Origin of the sequence: Tessaracoccus sp. MC1679, from assembly GCF_014164775.1 — a bacterium.
Lineage (GTDB): Bacteria > Actinomycetota > Actinomycetes > Propionibacteriales > Propionibacteriaceae > Arachnia.
The window spans coordinates 109,860-127,193 of record NZ_JACJGB010000001.1 but is presented as its reverse complement, the minus strand read 5'-3'; the positions used below and the strand labels follow the sequence as shown (position 1 = coordinate 127,193).

18 protein-coding genes and 1 tRNA gene are annotated in these 17,334 nt (G+C 70.9%); 12 read left to right on the top strand and 7 right to left on the bottom strand.

Annotated features, from left to right (window positions below):
• The first annotated feature begins 46 nt into the window (after window positions 1-46).
• The 6 genes from H5398_RS00650 to H5398_RS00625 all read left to right on the top strand — a co-directional run bounded on the left by H5398_RS00650 (window position 47) and on the right by H5398_RS00625 (window position 6,224).
• Window positions 47-328, top strand: coding sequence for a DUF2249 domain-containing protein (locus tag H5398_RS00650; RefSeq protein WP_182781753.1), 282 nt, complete (start codon window positions 47-49; stop codon window positions 326-328).
• Window positions 328-786 carry a hemerythrin domain-containing protein gene (locus H5398_RS00645; protein ID WP_182781754.1) on the top strand — a complete coding sequence of 153 codons (459 nt, stop codon included), beginning with the start codon at window positions 328-330 and terminating at the stop codon, window positions 784-786. Before H5398_RS00650 ends, H5398_RS00645 begins: the two co-directional genes overlap by 1 nt.
• On the top strand, window positions 746-1,849 hold the full coding sequence (locus tag H5398_RS00640; RefSeq protein WP_255421953.1) for a hypothetical protein: 1,104 nt from the start codon (window positions 746-748) through the stop codon (window positions 1,847-1,849). Before H5398_RS00645 ends, H5398_RS00640 begins: the two co-directional genes overlap by 41 nt.
• Window positions 1,846-4,440, top strand: coding sequence for a multicopper oxidase domain-containing protein (locus tag H5398_RS00635; protein ID WP_182798620.1), 2,595 nt, complete (start codon window positions 1,846-1,848; stop codon window positions 4,438-4,440). The genes H5398_RS00640 and H5398_RS00635 overlap by 4 nt, the downstream gene beginning before the upstream one ends.
• 70 nt (window positions 4,441-4,510) lie before the next feature.
• The gene (locus H5398_RS00630) at window positions 4,511-5,890 is read left to right on the top strand and encodes a UTP--glucose-1-phosphate uridylyltransferase (protein WP_182798619.1); all 1,380 of its coding nucleotides are present in this window, start codon (window positions 4,511-4,513) and stop codon (window positions 5,888-5,890) included.
• Window positions 5,883-6,224 (top strand): hypothetical protein, encoded by a 342-nt coding sequence (locus tag H5398_RS00625; RefSeq protein ID WP_182798618.1) that lies wholly within the window; start codon window positions 5,883-5,885, stop codon window positions 6,222-6,224. The genes H5398_RS00630 and H5398_RS00625 overlap by 8 nt, the downstream gene beginning before the upstream one ends.
• Window positions 6,225-6,284: 60 nt before the next feature.
• Here the strand turns inward: H5398_RS00625 and mscL are convergent, their stop codons facing one another.
• From mscL to H5398_RS00605, 4 genes are all read right to left on the bottom strand, one after another.
• Window positions 6,285-6,650, bottom strand: a complete 366-nt coding sequence (gene mscL, locus H5398_RS00620; RefSeq protein WP_182798617.1) for a large conductance mechanosensitive channel protein MscL — start codon at window positions 6,648-6,650, stop codon at window positions 6,285-6,287.
• Window positions 6,651-6,830: 180 nt separating this feature from the next.
• Window positions 6,831-7,451, bottom strand: a complete 621-nt coding sequence (locus tag H5398_RS00615; protein WP_182781759.1) for an SAF domain-containing protein — start codon at window positions 7,449-7,451, stop codon at window positions 6,831-6,833.
• 48 nt (window positions 7,452-7,499) lie between these two features.
• Window positions 7,500-7,802, bottom strand: coding sequence for an FmdB family zinc ribbon protein (locus H5398_RS00610; RefSeq protein ID WP_182798616.1), 303 nt, complete (start codon window positions 7,800-7,802; stop codon window positions 7,500-7,502).
• 39 nt (window positions 7,803-7,841) lie between these two features.
• Window positions 7,842-8,426, bottom strand: coding sequence for a 5-formyltetrahydrofolate cyclo-ligase (locus H5398_RS00605; protein ID WP_182781761.1), 585 nt, complete (start codon window positions 8,424-8,426; stop codon window positions 7,842-7,844).
• Between the two features lie 18 nt (window positions 8,427-8,444).
• Between H5398_RS00605 and glp the strand changes: the two genes are divergently transcribed.
• The 3 genes from glp to H5398_RS00590 all read left to right on the top strand — a co-directional run bounded on the left by glp (window position 8,445) and on the right by H5398_RS00590 (window position 10,685).
• Complete coding sequence (gene glp / locus H5398_RS00600; RefSeq protein WP_182781762.1) at window positions 8,445-9,740, top strand: gephyrin-like molybdotransferase Glp; 1,296 nt, start codon at window positions 8,445-8,447, stop codon at window positions 9,738-9,740.
• Window positions 9,741-9,823: 83 nt separating this feature from the next.
• Complete coding sequence (locus H5398_RS00595; protein ID WP_182798615.1) at window positions 9,824-10,564, top strand: hypothetical protein; 741 nt, start codon at window positions 9,824-9,826, stop codon at window positions 10,562-10,564.
• A 45-nt stretch (window positions 10,565-10,609) separates the two neighbouring features.
• Window positions 10,610-10,685: transfer RNA gene (locus H5398_RS00590), tRNA-Ala, on the top strand.
• A 46-nt stretch (window positions 10,686-10,731) separates the two neighbouring features.
• On the opposite strand, the gene H5398_RS00585 is transcribed toward H5398_RS00590, so the two are convergent.
• Window positions 10,732-11,922, bottom strand: a complete 1,191-nt coding sequence (locus tag H5398_RS00585) for a MarP family serine protease (RefSeq protein ID WP_182798614.1) — start codon at window positions 11,920-11,922, stop codon at window positions 10,732-10,734.
• Window positions 11,923-12,008: 86 nt separating this feature from the next.
• On the opposite strand from H5398_RS00585, the gene H5398_RS00580 reads away from it, so the two are divergent.
• Both H5398_RS00580 and nhaA read left to right on the top strand, forming a co-directional pair.
• The gene (locus tag H5398_RS00580; RefSeq protein WP_182798613.1) at window positions 12,009-12,605 is read left to right on the top strand and encodes a hypothetical protein; all 597 of its coding nucleotides are present in this window, start codon (window positions 12,009-12,011) and stop codon (window positions 12,603-12,605) included.
• A gap of 287 nt (window positions 12,606-12,892) precedes the next feature.
• Window positions 12,893-14,167, top strand: a complete 1,275-nt coding sequence (gene nhaA / locus H5398_RS00575; protein ID WP_182798612.1) for a Na+/H+ antiporter NhaA — start codon at window positions 12,893-12,895, stop codon at window positions 14,165-14,167.
• Between the two features lie 14 nt (window positions 14,168-14,181).
• Here nhaA and H5398_RS00570 read toward each other — a convergent pair whose 3' ends face one another.
• Entirely contained in the window at window positions 14,182-14,667 is a 486-nt protein-coding gene (locus H5398_RS00570; RefSeq protein WP_182798611.1) for a flavin reductase family protein, read from the bottom strand.
• A gap of 50 nt (window positions 14,668-14,717) precedes the next feature.
• Window positions 14,718-16,151, bottom strand: a complete 1,434-nt coding sequence (locus tag H5398_RS00565) for a uracil-xanthine permease family protein (RefSeq protein ID WP_182798610.1) — start codon at window positions 16,149-16,151, stop codon at window positions 14,718-14,720.
• Between the two features lie 93 nt (window positions 16,152-16,244).
• On the opposite strand from H5398_RS00565, the gene H5398_RS00560 reads away from it, so the two are divergent.
• A complete protein-coding gene (locus tag H5398_RS00560) occupies window positions 16,245-17,330 on the top strand; it encodes an FAD-dependent oxidoreductase (protein WP_182798609.1) in 1,086 nt (361 codons plus the stop codon).
• Window positions 17,331-17,334 lie beyond the last annotated feature (4 nt).

Here is a 17,334-nt window from a genome sequence, read left to right as displayed (position 1 = left end):
CTACCCCGGAGATTAGATACAAGTTTCTTGTAGTAATCTGTGGGGCATGACAGAGATCTCCCTCACCCCCAAGTCAGGCTGCGGTTGCGGCGGTCATGACGAGTCCCTTCCCGAACTCGACGCGCGCATCATCCCGCACGCCGTTCGCCACGCCGCCATTCACGGCGTCGTCGACGGCCTCCAGCCGGGCGCGGCCTTCGTCCTGGTGGCCCCGCATGACCCGGTGCCGCTGCTCCGCCAGATCACAGAGCGCCACGGCGAGTCGATTGCAATCAGCTACGTGCAGGAGGGCCCCGAGGCCTGGAAGCTGAAGCTGGCGCGCCTCTGATGTGCAGCTACTGCGGGTGTGACTCGATCACGGTGATCGGTCGGTTCATGAATGAGCACGTCGAGATCGTCAACGCGTGCGGACAGTTGCGCCGCGCCGTCGTCGACGGTGGAGACGTGCCTGAGCATGCCCGCGCCCTCGCCCTCCTCCTCGGGCCGCACACGCAGTCCGAGGAGGTGGGTCTCTTCACGGTGATGAAGCGCCGCGACGAGTTCGCTGACCACGTCAGCATTCTGTGCGGCGAGCACCGCTCGCTCGACGAACTGCTGGCTGCCATCGCCGCAGGCGACCACTCGCTCATGGACGTCTTCGAGGACGCCCTACGTGACCACATCGACAAGGAAGACAACGGATTGTTCCCGGCCGCTGCCCTCGGGCTCGACGGCGACGAATGGGCCGAGATCGATACCACCACCCATGAGCACGACCACGCTGCCGGCACCCCGCACCATCACTGACCCAGGGGCGCGCACGCGCCCCCTCCGCGTCGCGCTCATCGCGCTGGCCGGGGTCTCGCTGCTGACGGGCCTCAACGCGGCGTTGCTCCGTCTCGGGATGTGGGCGCCCGTGGATTCCGACCGGCTGGCGGACCTCCACGGCCCCGCCATGACGCTCGGCTTCATGGGCACCCTCATCTCCCTTGAACGGGCCCAGGCACTGCGTTCCCCCCTCGCATACCTGGCGCCCGCCCTGCTGGGCGCGGGGTCGCTGGCGTTGATCGCCGGCGCCCCGCCCCTGCTCGGCGAACTTCTCCTCCTCGACGGCGGGCTGGCATTCCTGGCCGTGGCCGTGGCCCTGTGGCTCCGGGCCCCGCTGCCTCTGGTGGCCGCCCAGGCGCTCGGCACGCTCTTCGTCCCGCTGGCGGCGGCCGCGATCCTGCTGGCCGACATCCCGGCCGCCCTTCCGCTGCTTGCCGCCTTCGTGGTGATCACCATCGCCGCGGAGCGCGCCGAATTGGCGCAGCTCACCATGGGCGCCCGTGCGGTGCCCATGCTGCTCGCCCTGGCGACCGTGGTGGCGCTCGGCGCCGCCCTCGCGACCGCCCTCCCCGCCGTCGGCTATCGGGTGCTGGGGTTGGGCTGCCTGCTCGTGGCCGCCTGGCTGCTCCGCGACGACGTGGGCCGCCGCATGATCCGCGGCACCGGGTTCCGCCGCTTCAACGCCGCCGCGCTGCTGGCCGGCAACGGATGGCTTGCCGTGGCGGGCGCTGTGTGGCTCGTGGTCGGGCAGCCGGTCGCCGCGGGCCACCACGATGCCACCATCCACGGCGTCTTCCTCGGCTTCGGTGTGTCCATGATCATGGCGCACGCCCCCACCATCTTCCCGGCCGTCATCGGCCGCCCCCTGCCGTATCGTCGGTCGATGTGGCTCCCGCTCGGGCTGCTTCACGCCGGCATGACCGCGCGGATCCTCGGCGACCTTCTCGCCGTCGGTGACCTGTATCGAACCGGAGGAACCCTGACCGTGATCGCGATGCTCGTGTTCGCCCTGACCGTGATCGCCTCGGCGGTGAGGGGATGAGGCGCCGCCGCGGGCTCCGCGACTTCGCGCTGGTGGTGTGGCTGGCGGCCGCCGTCGTGGTTGCTCTCGCGCATCGCTGGATCCCCGAGTCCACCTGGCTCATGGTGCACCTGGTGGCGCTCGGCGCTCTGACGCACTCGGTGATGGTGTGGAGCGCCCACTTCACCGCGGCGCTGCTCAAGACCCGCGACGACGACGCTACCCGCCGCCTGGCAGACGTGCGGCTGGGCGTGCTGGGGGCCGGCTCCCTGCTGGTCTTCCTCGGCGTCCCGACGGCGCAGTGGTGGCTCGCGGTCACCGGCGCCACCGTCGTATCAGCCGCCGTGCTGTGGCACGGCGCCGTCCTGGTGCGCGACCTCAGGCGTGCCCTGCCGGGGCGGTTCCGGATCTGCATCCGCTACTACATCGCGGCGGCGGCCTGCCTGCCCGTGGGGGCCGGGTTCGGCGCGACGCTGGCCTGGGGGCTCGACGACCGCTGGCACGCCGCCCTCCTCGTGGCCCACACCATGACCATGCTGCTCGGCTGGATCGGGCTCACGGTGGTGGGCACCTTCGTGACCTTCTGGCCCACGGTGCTGCGCACCCGGATGGACGACCGGTCCGAGCGCCTCGCCAAGCAGGTGCTGCCGGTGCTGCTGGCCGCCATCGCCGTCGTGATCGGGGGTTCCCTCACGGGCCTCCGGCCGGTCTCGGTGGCCGGGCTGGTCCTCTACGCCGCCGCGCTGGGATGGTGGGGGCGCTGCCTCATCGTGCCGTTGAGGAAGCGTCCGCCGCGCGAGTTCGCCGCCGCGTCGATCCTTGCCGGGGCCGTGTGGGCGTGCGTGGCGGTCCTCGCCACCGCCGTCCACGTCGGACGCTCCGACGACCTCGAGCTGGCCTCCGGATACCCGATGCTGGCCTCGCTGTGGGTGGTGGGCTTTCTGCTGCAGCTGGTCACCGGCGCGCTGTCCTACCTGTTGCCGTCGGTGATCGGCGGCGGGCCGCGCGTGGTGCGCGCCGGCGCCGCCGAGTTCGACCGGTTCGCCACCGTGCGGCTCGTCGTCATCAACGGCGGGCTGCTGGCCTGGGTGGCCCCACTGCCCAGCTGGGTCAAGGTGACCGTGTCCGTGCTGGTGCTCGCCGCGCTCGTGACATTTCTCCCGCTCATGGTGCGCGGCATCCGAGCCTCCGTGGCGGAGCGCCGCCGCGCCGCGGCCGGCGAACCTGCCCCTGAGTTGAAGGAACGGCGCAGCGTCTTCACCGGCGACGGTCTGGTCGCGGGCGTCGCGGCGCTGGCGATCGCGCTCAGCGTCGGCGTCGGCCTGGATCCGGCGGCGGCCGGCGTGGCCTCGACCACCGCCCCGGCCGCGTCGGTTGCGGCCACCGGCGAGACGGTCCGGGTGAAGGTGGCGGCACGCGACATGGAGTTCGTGCCCGACAGCGTGGAGGCCCAGCCGGGCGACCGCGTCATCGTCGAGCTGGTCAACGAGGACCCCACCACCGTGCACGACCTCCTCATCGGAACTCTGCGCACTCCACGGCTCGCGCCGGGGGAGAGCGCCGAGCTCGACCTCGGCATCGTGGGCCGGTCCATCGAGGGCTGGTGCACCGTCGTGGGGCACCGTCAGATGGGCATGACGTTCGACGTGGTGGTGGCGGGCGCGCCCGCCGCAGCCCCCGACGAGGAGGCCGCCGAGCCAGAGCACGGTCACGCGGCCGGGGACCCGGACGCGACGCTCAGCGCCGTGGTCGACCCCGTGGCCCCGCCGCTGACCGACGAGACCGTCCGCCGCTACGAGTTCCGGGTCACCGAGGTGCCCCTGGAGGTGGCCCCGGGCGTGTGGCAGCGGCGGTGGACCTTCAACGGCGGCAGCGTGGGCCCAACGCTGCGCGGACGGGTGGGCGACAACTTCGAGATCACGCTCATCAACGACGGCTCCATGGGCCACTCGATCGACTTCCACGCCGGCGCTCTGAACCCCGAGGGGCCCATGCGCACGATCGCGCCCGGCGAGCGGCTCGTCTACCGGTTCACGGCCGGGCGCGCCGGCGTCTGGATGTATCACTGCTCGACGATGCCCATGAGCGCGCACATCGCCGCCGGCATGCACGGCGCCGTGATCATCGAACCCGAGGGTGGCCTGCCGGAGGTGGACCGCGAGTACGTGGTGGTCCAGTCCGAGGTCTTCGTCGCCGACGACGCCGCCACCGCCGAGGCCGCCACCGAGGTGGACGCGGATGCCGTCTCCGCCGAGCAGCCGGACCGGGTGGTGTTCAACGGCGTGGCCAACCAGTACGACCAGGAGCCGTTCGTCGCACGCGTGGGGGAGCGGGTGCGCTTCTGGGTGCTCGACGCCGGGCCGAACCGTGCCACGAGCTTCCACATCGTGGGCGGGCAGTTCGACACCGTGTACCGGGAGGGCGGGTACCTGCTCAAGGACGGCGTGGACGCCTTCGGCGGCAGCGGCGGTGGCGCCCAGGCACTGGCGCTGGCGCCGGCGGAGGGCGGGTTCGTGGAGTTGGAGTTCCCGGAGCCCGGGCGATACCCCGTCGTCAGCCACGTGATGGTGGACGCCGAGCGCGGGGCGCACGGGATTGTCGCGGTGTCCTGATCGCGAGGGCGCGCCCCGGGCGACCGCTGGCCTAGGATCGGTGTCGAGAACCGCAACGAAGGGAACAGCTGTGTCCGAAGCCGGCCTCAACGCCGCCCGCCAGAAGATGATCGACGCCGGGGTCGCGGCCCCCGCGATCGAGGTCTTCTCCCGCTTCTACGAGCTCCTCGAATCCGGTGCCACCGGGGTGATCCGGGAGGACACCATCGAGCCGCTGCTCGATCCACCGATGCTGACCGATGTGGACATCTCCGAGGCGGAGGCCCGCGAGGCGATCGGCAAGACCGTCATCATCAAGCTCAACGGCGGCCTCGGCACGTCGATGGGCCTGGACAAGGCCAAGACCCTGCTGGAGGTGCGCGACGGGCTCAACTTCCTTGATCTCATCACCCAGCAGGTCCTGGCCGCCCGCGACCGCTACCACGCCCGCCTTCCGCTGCTGCTGATGAACTCGTTCCGCACCGAGGACGACACGTTGGCCCACCTCGAGCGCTACGAGGAGCTTCCGGTGGAGGGGCTGCCGCTCAGCTTCACGCAGAACCAGGAGCCGAAGCTCCGCGCAGATGACCTCACCCCCGTCGAGTGGCCCGCGGATCCCTCCCTGGAATGGTGCCCGCCCGGCCACGGCGACCTCTACCCGGCGCTGGAGGGCTCCGGCGTGCTGGACCAGCTCCTCGAGCACGGCTTCCGCTACGCGTGCGTCTCCAACGGGGACAACCTCGGCGCCGCGCCCAACGCCACCATCGCCGGCTGGTTCGCCCGGTCCGGCGCCCCGTACGCCGCCGAGGTGTGCCGCCGCACCATCAACGACAAGAAGGGCGGACACCTGGCCGTCCGGAAGGCGGACAATCAGCTCATCCTGCGCGACACCGCCCAGACCGCGCCGGAGGAGATGGACTTCTTCACCGACGAGCACCGCCACCCGTTCTTCCACACCAACAACCTCTGGTTCGACCTCCAGGTCCTCCGCGACACCCTCACCGAGCGCAACTCCGTCCTCGGCCTTCCCCTCATCCGCAACGAGAAGACCGTCGACCCGTCCGACGGCGACTCCACGCCCGTCATCCAGGTGGAGTCCGCGATGGGGGCCGCCATCGAGGTGTTCGAGGGGGCCACGGCCATCTGCGTGGGCCGCGACCGCTTCCTGCCGGTCAAGACCACCAACGAGCTGCTCCTGCTGCGCTCTGACGTCTACGACCTGACCGACGAGGGCCGTCTGGTGGCCACCACCTCGAGTTCCCCGGAGATCAGCCTCGACTCCCGGTTCTACAAGAAGGTGGACAAGTTCCTGGCCCGGATCCCGGTTGCGCCGTCCCTGCGGCAGGCCACCTCACTGAAGGTGGACGGCGATTGGACCTTCGGCGCGGGGGTTACCGTGGTGGGGGATGCGGAACTCGGCGATGAGGGGTCCCCTCAGCAGGTCCCCGACGGCGCCACCCTCGGTGGGTGACCGCGACCTGTGGGCCGCGCTCGGTCTGGCGCTGACGGGGGACCGGCTGCAGCTGTGCTCCTCGTCCGCGCTGGCCGAGGAGCTCGCTCTGCAAGGGTTCCACCCCGACGCGCTCCAGGCGCTCCGCAGGGAGCGCCAGCTCGCCCGCGAGCCGTGGCCGTTTCCTGTGCCGCTGGAGGAACGGCGCGCTCTCGGGTTCGCACGGTTCGACGCCGCGCTGGCGGAGGCCCGCCGGGAACTGGGCCTCACGGGCCTCACGCCGTCGGCGCCGGCTTCGCGGCCGCTTGACCGCCACGAGCAGCGCCTCGCTGACGACCGGCCACCCCACTGGTGAGGTGACGCCACAGGGACGCCACCCAGTGGGTGACGCCCCTGTGAGAACGACGAGCGGGGCTCAGACGCGGTTGTTGACCAGCGAGTCGCGGATCTCTTCGAGCAGCTGCTCCGACTTGGTCAGCGAGGGGGCCTCGGCTTCGGTCTTGGCGAAGCGCTCCTTGGCCTTGGTGTAGGGGAGCACCACGCCGAAGTACACGACGAAGGCCACGATGATGAACGCGACCAGTGCGGTGAGGAACGCGCCCACCGACACCCCGCCCGGCGAGTAGGACGAGAAGTCCGGGGTGCCGCCGAGCTTGCCCAGCAGGTCCATGAACATGGCGGTGAACGCGGTGACGACCGTGGCGAACGAGGCGCCGACGACGAACGCGACGGCAAGCTCGACGAGGTTGCCGCGCATGAGGAATTCCTTGAAGCCCTTCATGGGAATCAGGTCTCTTTTCTGTGTTCCGCTGAAGCGGGAGACGACCCGTCACGCGATGCAGCGACGGGGGCGATCCGTGGGGGAGGCCACACGAGAGGCCGTCCGGATCTGGGCGTTGAGCCGTCAATGACGCTAGCGGGCATGTCGCGAGGATGGCAAACCGGCGCGGCTACACGCGTCTCACAAGGCGCCCAGCACCACGCTGAGCTGGCCGGTCTGTCCGAGGGCGGCCACCATGGCGGCCTCCTCAGCCGGGACGTCCATGAGTACGAGGCCGTCATCCCCGGCCCCCGCGACCGCCAGTGCGGACCCGCCTGGCGCGGCCGGCAGCGCCGCGACCCTGGCGTCCCGGCTCAGTACCTCCGCGGACTCCGCGGAGGTGACCACGAGCGTGACGGGATCCCCTGGGCGCAGCAGGGACCGTAGAGCCTGGTCCGGCAGGGTGATGGGCACGACGGCGCGGCCTGGGGAAACGCCCTGGCCTGTGGCCAGGAGCCCGGCCTGGAGCAGGGTGCCCGCGGCGAGATCCACCGCTGTCACCTGACCGATGACGTCCTCGAGGGCGGGCGGGGCGCCCGAGAACACGAGGTGGGCAGGGAGGTCAGTGAGCGTCACGTCCGCCGAGGTCAGCGTGTGGCCCGCGGCCAGCGGCCCAGCGAGGACCGGCGCCGACACCGTCGGCCCACCCGGCTCGGCGAGCCACTGCGCCACGAGCAGCACCGACAGCGCGGCCAGCAGTGCGGCGACGGCACGGCGATGCCAGGACACGAACGAGGCGACGGGGGTGAGGATGCGTCTCATACCCCCTTGATCGCAGGTGGAGAGCCCGATTTCCCGCTGTCCACAGGTTCAGGCGGACTTGGCCTCCACCTTGGGCGCCGACGCGGCCTTGACCGGCTCGGACTTGGCCGGCTCGGACTTGGCCGGCTCCGTCTTGGCCCCGGACTTGGCGGGGGAGGAGGCGGCCTTCTTCGCGGCGCGCGAATCCGTGGCGTAGAAGCCGGAGCCCTTGAACACCACGCCGACGGCGCTGAACACCTTCCGCAGTCCGCCGTCGCACTCGGGGCAGTCCGTCAGGGCGGGGTCCGTGAACTTCTGCACGGCCTCGAGATCGGTGCCGCAGTCTGTGCAACGGTACTGGTAGGTGGGCATACAGGATCCTCCGTGGGAGACGACGCCACCCATGGTAGTTCAGAGCGTCAATCTGACCGATTCGCGCTCTGTGACGTAGCCGTCGACCGGGATGTCGTGGGGGAGCGTGAGGGGCCCCAGATCGTCGCGGATCTCCTCGTGGCGCGCCAGTGCAACCACGAAGGACAGCGGGTCGCGGTGGGGCAGCGCCCGGTCGTACCAACCGCCGCCGGTACCGAGGCGCGCGCCGTCGGTCCCCACGGCAAGGCACGGCGCCACCACGAGGCCGGCCTCTGCCAGCGCCTCGGGAGGGAGGACGGGCCCGGTGGGTTGCGCGATGCCTCCCCACCCCGTGGCCATCGCGTCCCACCCCTCGAAGCGCGCCCACGCCACCCCGCGGCCGGTGATCCTCGGCAGCAGGAGGCCCCAGCCGCGGGCGGCAAGCGCGTCGATGGCTTCGACGGTGCCCGGCTCACCGTCGCGGGATACGTACGCGGCGACGGTGCCTACGGGGAACCCCTCCGCCAGGGCGAGGAGGAAACGAGCGCGTGCGGCGTTGTCAGCGGCCCATTGTTGGGCTGAGACCCGGGCGCGGGCCGCGGAGATCCGGGCGCGCAGCGCGTCCTTCCGGGCCGAGAGGGTCATTGGCCTATCGTAGGCAGCATGGCTTGGTTTGCCCGGAAGAAGCAGGACGACGTCCCCGGTGAGGAAGAGTCGGTCGAGGAGGAGCCGCGGCTCCCCGATCCGCCAACCCTGGACGCCTCCGGGCTGCGGAGCGTGACTGATCACACCGCCTACCTGCTCCGCCTGGTCGAGCCTCTGCGGCCGTTCGGGATGTCGTTGCTGGAGGCGTGGAACCAGGTCCTCTGCGAGGACATCGACTCGATGATCGCGGTGCCACCCAACAGCACCTCCAAGGTGGCCGGCTACGCCGTCCGCGCCAAGGAGTTGCTGGACGACGAGGGGCACCTCGCCGCACCGATGGAGATCGTGGACCTCACCGTCGCCAGGCTGCCCGAGCGGGCGGCCGCCTCGGTGGCGCCCGGAGACGTGCTGCCCCGCGGCGCCACGGCGGTGCTGCCTGCCACCTTCGGCACCGTCGAGGACGGCAAGGTCCGGCTCATCGAGCGCGTCGGCGAGGGGGAGTACGTGCGCGCCGCCGGCGAGCACCTCAAGCTCGGCACACGCCTGCTCAGCGAGGGAGACCTGCTCGACGATCGGGGCATCGGCCTCCTCGCCAGCGCGGGCATCGACAAGGTGATGGTCCGGCCCCGCCCCCGGGTGGTGGTGGTCAGTTCCGGGGATCACCTCGTGGATCCCACCAGCAGCGTGCAACACGGCGAGGTCACAGACGCCAACTCGTTCATGGTCGCGGCGGCGGCCAAGGCGGCGGGCGCGACCGTCTTCAGGGTGGCCGTGCACTCCAACGATCCCTCCGCCATCGAAGAGGCGGTCACGGATCAACTGATCCGGGCTGACCTGGTGATCTCCACCACCGGCGGACGCCGCGAGGATTACGAGGCGGTGGCGTCGGTGATGGAGCGGCTCGGCCTGGTGGACTCGGTCAACGTGGCCATGTCGCCCGGACGGACCCAGACCTTCGGGCTGATCGGCGAGGACCATGTGCCGATGCTGATGCTGCCGGGCAACCCCGTGAGCGCCTACGTGTCCTTCCACGCCTTCGCACGCCCGCTGATCCGGCAGCTCATGGGCGCCCGCGCCGGACACCGGAGCGTCCGCGCCATCGCCTCGGGTGGGCTCCGCTCGCACCGCGGGCAGATGCATCTCCTGCGGGGCCGGGTCACCACCGAGGGCAGCATCCGCCACGTGGCGCAGGTGACGGAGAACTACGCCTTGGGTGAGCTGGCTCATTCCAACGCGCTGATCGTGTTGGATGAGCACGTCGAGCATGTCAACGCCGGCGAGGCCGTCAAGGTCTGGTTGCTCGACGAGGAGTGAGAACTCGAAATAAGCGACGGTGATCCGCCGACTCGCCGCAGCCGGGGGACCAAATCACAGCGTTGTTGTTTAACGTAGGCGGCGTGCTCGCCGGAATCCTCATCGCCATCGTCGTCGTCGTCGGTCTGGCCCTTGGGCTGCCCTGGGTGAGGAACGCCCGGGAACTGGACGCCGATCTCGACGGGGATCCCTCGCAGCGGTTCTCGGACTCGGTGCGGATTCTCCACCGCGACGTCGTCGAGCATGTCGAGGACGACGACGCGGCGCAGGTGTCGACGCCGTTGACGCGCCGGACCGACCTTCTCGAGCTTCGCCTCATCGCCCGGCAGGCGGCCCGCCGTCGGCTCATTGTCGCGGCGGTGCTGGGTGCGGCGCTGGTGACGCTGGCGGTGCTGGCCGGGCTGGGTATCGTCCACTGGTGGAGCCTGCTCATCCCCGCAGGGCTCCTGGTGGCGTTCTTCGCCGTGGCGCGGGTGTCTGTGGTGTCGATGCACCGCAGCCTGGACGCCCGCTCGGCCGCGGTGAAGGCGGGGTTCGATGAGGACGAGGACACCGTCGTCATCGACCTGTCGGACCGCGAGGCCACCGAGAACATCGAGATCTCGATCGATCTGTCGATGCCCACCACCATCGGCGCGCTGTGGGATCCCATCCCCGTCGCTCCGGCCACCTACGTGCAGCAGCCGCTGCTGCCCCGGACGGTGCGCACCATCGACCTGTCGGCTCCGGTGAGCCAACAGCCGGCGCAGATTCCGACGGCGGACAACCCGGCAGGCGAGGCCCGGGAGGTCTCCGATTACCGGCCACGGGCGGTCGGGGACTGACTTGGAGCCCCGCTCGGCTCGGTGCTAGGCTTCGTGATGCTTCAAGGGGCTATGGCGCAGTTGGTAGCGCGTCTCGTTCGCAATGAGAAGGCCGGGGGTTCGAATCCCCCTAGCTCCACCAAGGTCGGTCCCCCGGGACCGGCCTTTCTGGTTTCACCCCTTGTGGTTCACTGCGTGCACGCCTGGGTGCTGACCTCCTGCGTGGCCGAGGCCGCCCCGTCGATCAGGGCGTTGGTCTGAGCGTTGGTGAGTGCATAGGTGGTCTCTGCATCGACGAGCGAGATGGCGAAGACCGTCCCGGCCACCTCGCCGTTCTCGTTGAGCACCGGACCCCCGGAGTTTCCCTGCTCGGCGTGGGCGCGAAGCGACAGGACCTCCCGCGACACCACCGTCGAGCCGTAGATGTCGTCGCCGCGGGCGTCGATCGTGCCCCGGACGCGCCCCGAGGTGACCGTGTACGGGCCCCCTCCGGGGAAGCCGGCCACCGCCACCGGCGTCTCGGCAGGCAGCGGGCCGCTCCGGGTCAGCGGCTCGGCCTCCAGCCCCGGCACGTGGAGGACAGCGATATCGATGTCCGGGGCGAACGTGACGACGGTGGCGGCGAGTGTGCGTCCACCCACCTCGACCGCCACGGCGTCGGAGCCGGCCACCACATGGGCGTTGGTGACCACCCGTTCCGGGGCGCTCACCCACCCGCTGCCGCTGTTGGCGGCCAGCGGGCCGCGACACTCGGGCACTGCGGCCGCGATCTTCAGCACGCTGTCGGCTGCCGCCTGCACCCCGGGGGATTGCGCCGTGGCGTCGTCCGGGGCTGGGACCGGCAGCTCGGGCTCGGGGAAGAGCCCGCTGAAGACGCGCGGGAGGCCCGCGGCGTCGAGCATCACCGTCAGTCGCGATGCCTGCCGGGCCGCCTCCTCGGGCATCGCGCGCCCGATGACACCGAGGCTGACCGACGAGTCGATGGTGCGCACCCACGCGGGCGGGGCGATGGGCTTGATCGCTGCGGCGAGCACGCCCAGCACCAGGGCGGAGACCACCACGGCCCCGCCGGCCCCGAGGATCGCGTCGACGGGGTTCGGCCTGCCCGGCCCCCGGAAGCGGCGGCCGATCGAGCCGATCACGGCGTCGCCGAGCGCCGCGCCCGCCATGGCTGCCCCGACAAGGGCCATCGTCTGGCCCAGGACCGGCCAGTCGGAGCCGAACGCCGCCACCAGCCGCGGCCCCGCCCACAGGCCGGCCAGGATGCCCGCCACCGTGCCCGCCAGGGAGAAGGCGCCCGCGACCAGCCCGGTGCGCCAGCCGCGCGCGCCGTAGCTGAGGAGCATCAGGACGATGGCGGCTTCGAGGATCCAGTTCATGGGGGCTCCTGACTAGTGGGACCCTCTCAAGAGTGCCACCTCCCGCGGGCGCCCGACGCTGCTGCCCCGTCGCGTAGCCTGGTGGGGTGTCCGAGCCCCGCAAGCCTCGCCGTCCCGCCCTCCGCGCACCATCGGTGCTCGATGAGATGGGCGAGAGCGTGGACCCCGTCGCCGAGCTGCACGCCGCCCACGCCACCGCGGCCACGCTCGTCGGAGCGGGCCGCCAGGGCAGGGATCCGGAGCTCACGGCGCGCCTCATCGGTGTGGTCGACGAGGTGGGAATCACCACGCTGGCAGACCTGTGGGCCTCGCGTCCGGCCCGCTCGCTTCCCGGGGCGCTGTACCGGCTCTACGTCCTGCGCGAGTGGGTGCGGCGCGACGCGGACATCGCCGCCCGCCAGTACTCCGCCGGCACCCACCTCTCAGAGTCCAACCACGCCATCGCAGGCGCAGATCCCACCGGACCGGACGAGGTCCTGCGGGTGGCGGACGACATTCTCCGCGGCGTGTTCGAGGGTGACCTGGCGCTCGCGTTGGAGCGGGCCGGGGCGTTCGCCCGCGTCGTCTCCGCCGGGCGGGGGAACCTGCAGCCGCACGACGACGTGCACGCCGACCGCCTGATGCACCTGGCGGAGGATCTTGCGGCCAGCGCCCGGCTATGGCGTCGCGGCGAATTGGAGTAGCAGGTTTGTCCTGGGAGCCGCGCCGGGTATTCTCCAGACGGGTGCCGAGCTGCGGTAGCCCCGGGCTCCACACTTAGCCGCTTTGAGCGGCCCCGCGCCGAGAGGCGCTCCCGGCTCGGCACCCCACCCTCTCGTCTCATACTGCGGACATCCGTCGTGGACCTCGTGCGGGTTTCAGGCGGGTGCTTCGCTAGTCTTGGGCCCCGGAGTGTCGGGAAGTCTGGTCGACGTCGTGGCTGGCGCGCTGTCATCGGCGCGCTGTCATCACGGCCTACCGAAGGAGACGCATGACCCCCCCAACAGAGCAGAACCGTCGAAGCCGGCTGCGGCACTGGGTGACCCTGGAGACCACGAGCGGTGTGCTGCTTCTCATCGCCGCCGTCGTGGCCCTGATCTGGGCCAACTCCCCCTGGCGCGAGGCCTACCAGGCGCTCTCCGGGCTCGTCGTCGGCCCCAAGGCGCTCCACCTGGACCTCTCGCTGTCCAAGTGGGCCGCCGATGGCCTGCTGGCCGTGTTCTTCTTCATCGTGGGAGTTGAGCTCAAGCACGAGATCGTCGCCGGCAGCCTCCGCCGCCCGAAGGAGGCGGCCGTGCCGGTGTTCGCCGCGATCGGCGGGATGGCGGTGCCGGCCCTCATCTACGTGGCCGTCGTCACGCTGCTCCAGGACCCGACGGCGCTCCAGGGCTGGGCCATCCCCACCGCGACCGACATCGCGTTCGCCATCGCGGTGCTGGCCATCTTCGGTCGGGGCCTGCCTCGCGCGCTGCGCACCTTCCTCCTGACGCTGGCCGTCGTCGACGACCTGCTGGCCATCATCGTCATCGCCGTCTTCTACACCTCAGGCCTCAACCTCCTCTGGCTGGGCGCATCGCTGGCGGTCATCGCTCTGTTCGCGCTCGTGGTGCGCTCGCGCAAGCCGGCGCCCTGGCTGCTGCTCATCCTGGCGCTCACCGCATGGGCCCTCATGCACGCCTCCGGCGTCCACGCCACCATCGCAGGCGTGCTGCTCGGTTTCGTGGTCCCGGCCATCGCCGTGCACGGCGAGACGGAGACGCGCACCCACCATTACGAGCACGCCGTGCGGCCATTCTCGTCCGGCATCGCACTGCCCCTCTTCGCATTCTTCTCGGCGGGCGTCTCGCTCGTCGACGGCGACGGCCCCGCCAGCGTGCTTGCGCAGCCGGTGGTGCTGGCGATCGTCCTCGGACTCATCGTCGGCAAGCTGGTCGGCGTGCTCGGGGTGACGGCACTGGTCACGAAGTTCACGCCGCTGCGGCTGCCGGACAGCATCGGCCTGCGCGACCTGCTGCCGGTCGGCTTCCTCACCGGCATCGGGTTCACCGTGTCCCTGCTCATCGCCGAACTGTCGTTCCCGGATGCCGAACACACTGCAGGGGCGAAGCTCGCGATCCTCCTCGCCTCGTTCCTCGCGGCAGGTCTGGCCGCGGTCTTCCTCCGCTGGGACGCCAAGAAGCTCCGCACCCGTGACATGAACCTGGACGGCATTCCGGACATGGACAGCGCCCCGATCCGCGACGCGCGGGACGTCTCAGACCACTGACGCCTCAGCGTCGGTCACGGGTGCCGGGTGGGGACGAGGGCCTGGAACTGGCGCATGTGGTAGGCCAGGGACGCGTCACCCTGGAACGATGCCGCTGCCACGGTGCCCAGGATGATGGTGTGGTCACCGCCCGGCTCGAACGACAGTTCGTCGCAGCGCAACCAGGCGACGGCGCCGTCGAGGCGCGGGAGGCCGTGGTCGTCGTGCCAGACGAGGCCTGAGAACCGGTCGGGGAGATCGTTGCGGGCGAACCGGAGAGCCAGCTCAGCCTGGTCCTCGCCGAGCACGTTGACGCCGATCCGCCCGGACGCCCGCACTCTCCCGATCATTCCGCCCCGGTTGTCCAACGCGAGGAGCACCATGGGCGGGGAGATGGACAGCGACGAGAATGCCGAGACCGTGGTGCCGGTGGGGACGCCGTCGACTGTGGTGGTGATCACGGTCACGGGCGCCGCCACGCGAGCCATGGCGTCGCGGAAGGTGCTCTGCAGGTCATCCACGGCCCCCACGGTATCGCCCCGCGGCAAAGGGCCGCGGGGCCGTCCGAGCCTCAGCGGGGCGAGTCGTCGTCCTCGTCGACGTAGATGCCGGGGGCGTCGTAGATGAGCGAGGCGCCGTCGGCGCTCTCACGCATCTCTCGCGGCGCGATGACCCGGGCCAGGTGGTAGATCCCGATCGTCACGATGGTGCCGAGTGCGATGCCTCCGATGCTGAAGTCGTCACCCAACGGCAGCTGCACGTCGCCGACACCGATGATGATGCCCGCCGCGGCAGGGATCAGGTTGAGCGGGTTGCCGAAGTCGACCCCGTTCTCCTTCCAGATCTTCGCGCCGAGGAGGCCGATCATGCCGTAGAGGACGACGGTGATGCCGCCCAGCACTGCGCTCGGGGTGGCGGAGATGACGGCGCCGAACTTCGGGGAGAAGCCGAACAGGATGGCCACCAGGGCAGCCACCACGTAGGCGGCTGTGGAGTAGACGCGGGTGGCGGCCATGACGCCGATGTTCTCCGCGTAGGTGGTGGTGGGGCCGGCGCCGACGAGGGTGGCGATCATCGAACCCGCGCCGTCTGCCGCGATGGCCCGGCCCATGACGGGGTCCAGGTCCTCGCCGGTCATCTCGGCGACCGCCTTGACGTGTCCCGTGTTCTCCGCGATGAGCGCGATCACGACGGGCAGCGCCACGATGATGGCCGCGAACGAGAAGCTGGGCAGGTGGAAGCCCACCACGTTGTCCGTGGCGCCATAGGTCCAGTTCGCCAGATCGCTGACCGGCGGGAGGCCGAACCAGTTGGCCTCCGCCACCGGGGCCCAGTTCACGCGCAGCTGCTCGGTGACCGTGCCGTCCTCGGCGACGCGCTGGAGGGGCCCGAGGACCAGGTCGAAGACCCAGCTGAGGACGTATCCGATGATCAACGACAGGAAGATGGCGATGCGGCCCATGAAGCCACGCAGCCCGATGCTCAGTGCGATCACGATCAGCATCACGGTGAACGCCACCCACGGATCCACCGGCCAGTAGACCGACGCGACCACAGGGGCCAGGTTGAAACCGATCAGCATCACGACGGCGCCGGTGACCACCGGCGGCAGCGCCTTGTGGATCACGCGGGCACCCGCGAAGTGGATGATGAGACCCACCATGAAGAGGGTCAGGCCCACCACGAACAGCGCACCCGTCAGGTCCGCGGGGTCACCGCCGGCGGTGTAGATCGCGGTGGCCACGCCGACGAAGGAGGCCGACGATCCCAGGTAGCTCGGCACCCGGTGCTGGACCGCGAACAGGAACACCAGCGTCGCGACGCCGGACATCATCACCGCGAGCTGCGGGTTGAGGCCCATCAGCAGCGGGAACACGAACGTGGCGCCGAACATCGCCACCACGTGTTGGGCACCGAGCCCGACGGTGCGGCCCCAGCTGAGCCTCTCCGTCGGCTTCACCACCGCGTCCGGGGCGAGAATTCCGTTGTTGTGCAGCTTCCACATGGGGCGCTTCCTTTCGTCGGCCAGACTTTACTGCCTTCGCGTGGCGGGCCTGTCACCGGTCCCGCCGTCGTGGTCTCGGGCTAGGCTGAACCCATGGCACACGACGTGGTTGTCCTGGGGGCGAGCGTCGCGGGGCTGACCGTGGCCCGCCGCTTGGCGGCAGAGGGTTACGACGTGCTGGTGCTCGACCCCAACCAGGAGTTCCGCAGCGCCGCGATCGGACACGGGGTCGCGGCGGTGGGCCACGCGTCCACCGTGGCCACCATGACCATCGCCTACGGGGTCGCGGGCGCGCTGGAGCACGCCCGGCGCAACCTCGCCGCCATGGCGGAGATCAGGCAGATCCATCCCGGCCTGACCACCATGACGCTCCGCGACAGTTCGCTGCCCGGGGGCGACGAGCGGGAGACGCGGGAGGTGGCGGAGCTGTTCCGCACCGCGGGCGCGGAGGCGCAGGTCGATCGCTGGCCCGGCGGGGCGGCGCTGGTCACCCAGGCGCTGTGCGTGGACGTCGATGAGTACGCCAGGCTGCTGAGGGCGGCCGCAGTGGCTGCGGGTGCGCAGGTGGTGCACGAGGTGACCGTGACGCACCTGACGCGACGCGAGGGCATCACGCGGATCGGGTTCCGCAACAACCTCGCCTGGGTGCGCGACGCCGGCGACGTGGGCGGGGTCGCGGTCATCGACACTCTGGGCGTCAGCCCGTGGGGGAGGGCTGCGCGCATCGGCCCGGCGCAGTGGGTTCCGGTGCTTCGCTGCATCCCCGCCCGCCCCCGCACGGAGGTGAGCCTGCACGCCACTGGGCCCGCGTGGATGATCCGACCGGTGGGGGAGGCCGCCCTCGTGGTGGGCCAGAAGGTGAGCCTCTCGTCGATCGACGCCGCGACGGCGGGGCTGGCGCAGTGGGCGCGCTCGGAGCTGGGCGCCTCGGCCCTCGAGACGGGCCGGATGGCCATCGATCCCAGCGACCACGGTCGCCCCGTCGTCGGTGCCTCCGCGATCCCGGGCGGGTTCTACGCGCGCGGCAACGGTCGCGGTGAGCTGATGAACGGCACCGCCAGCGGCTACTACCTGGCCGGCCTGCTGTTGGGGGACTCGCCGGCCAACGCCCTGCCGCGGTTCAGCAGGATGCGCGCCTACGGGTCCCGGCTGCTCAGGCAGCGCGGCGCGGAGGGCTAGTCCG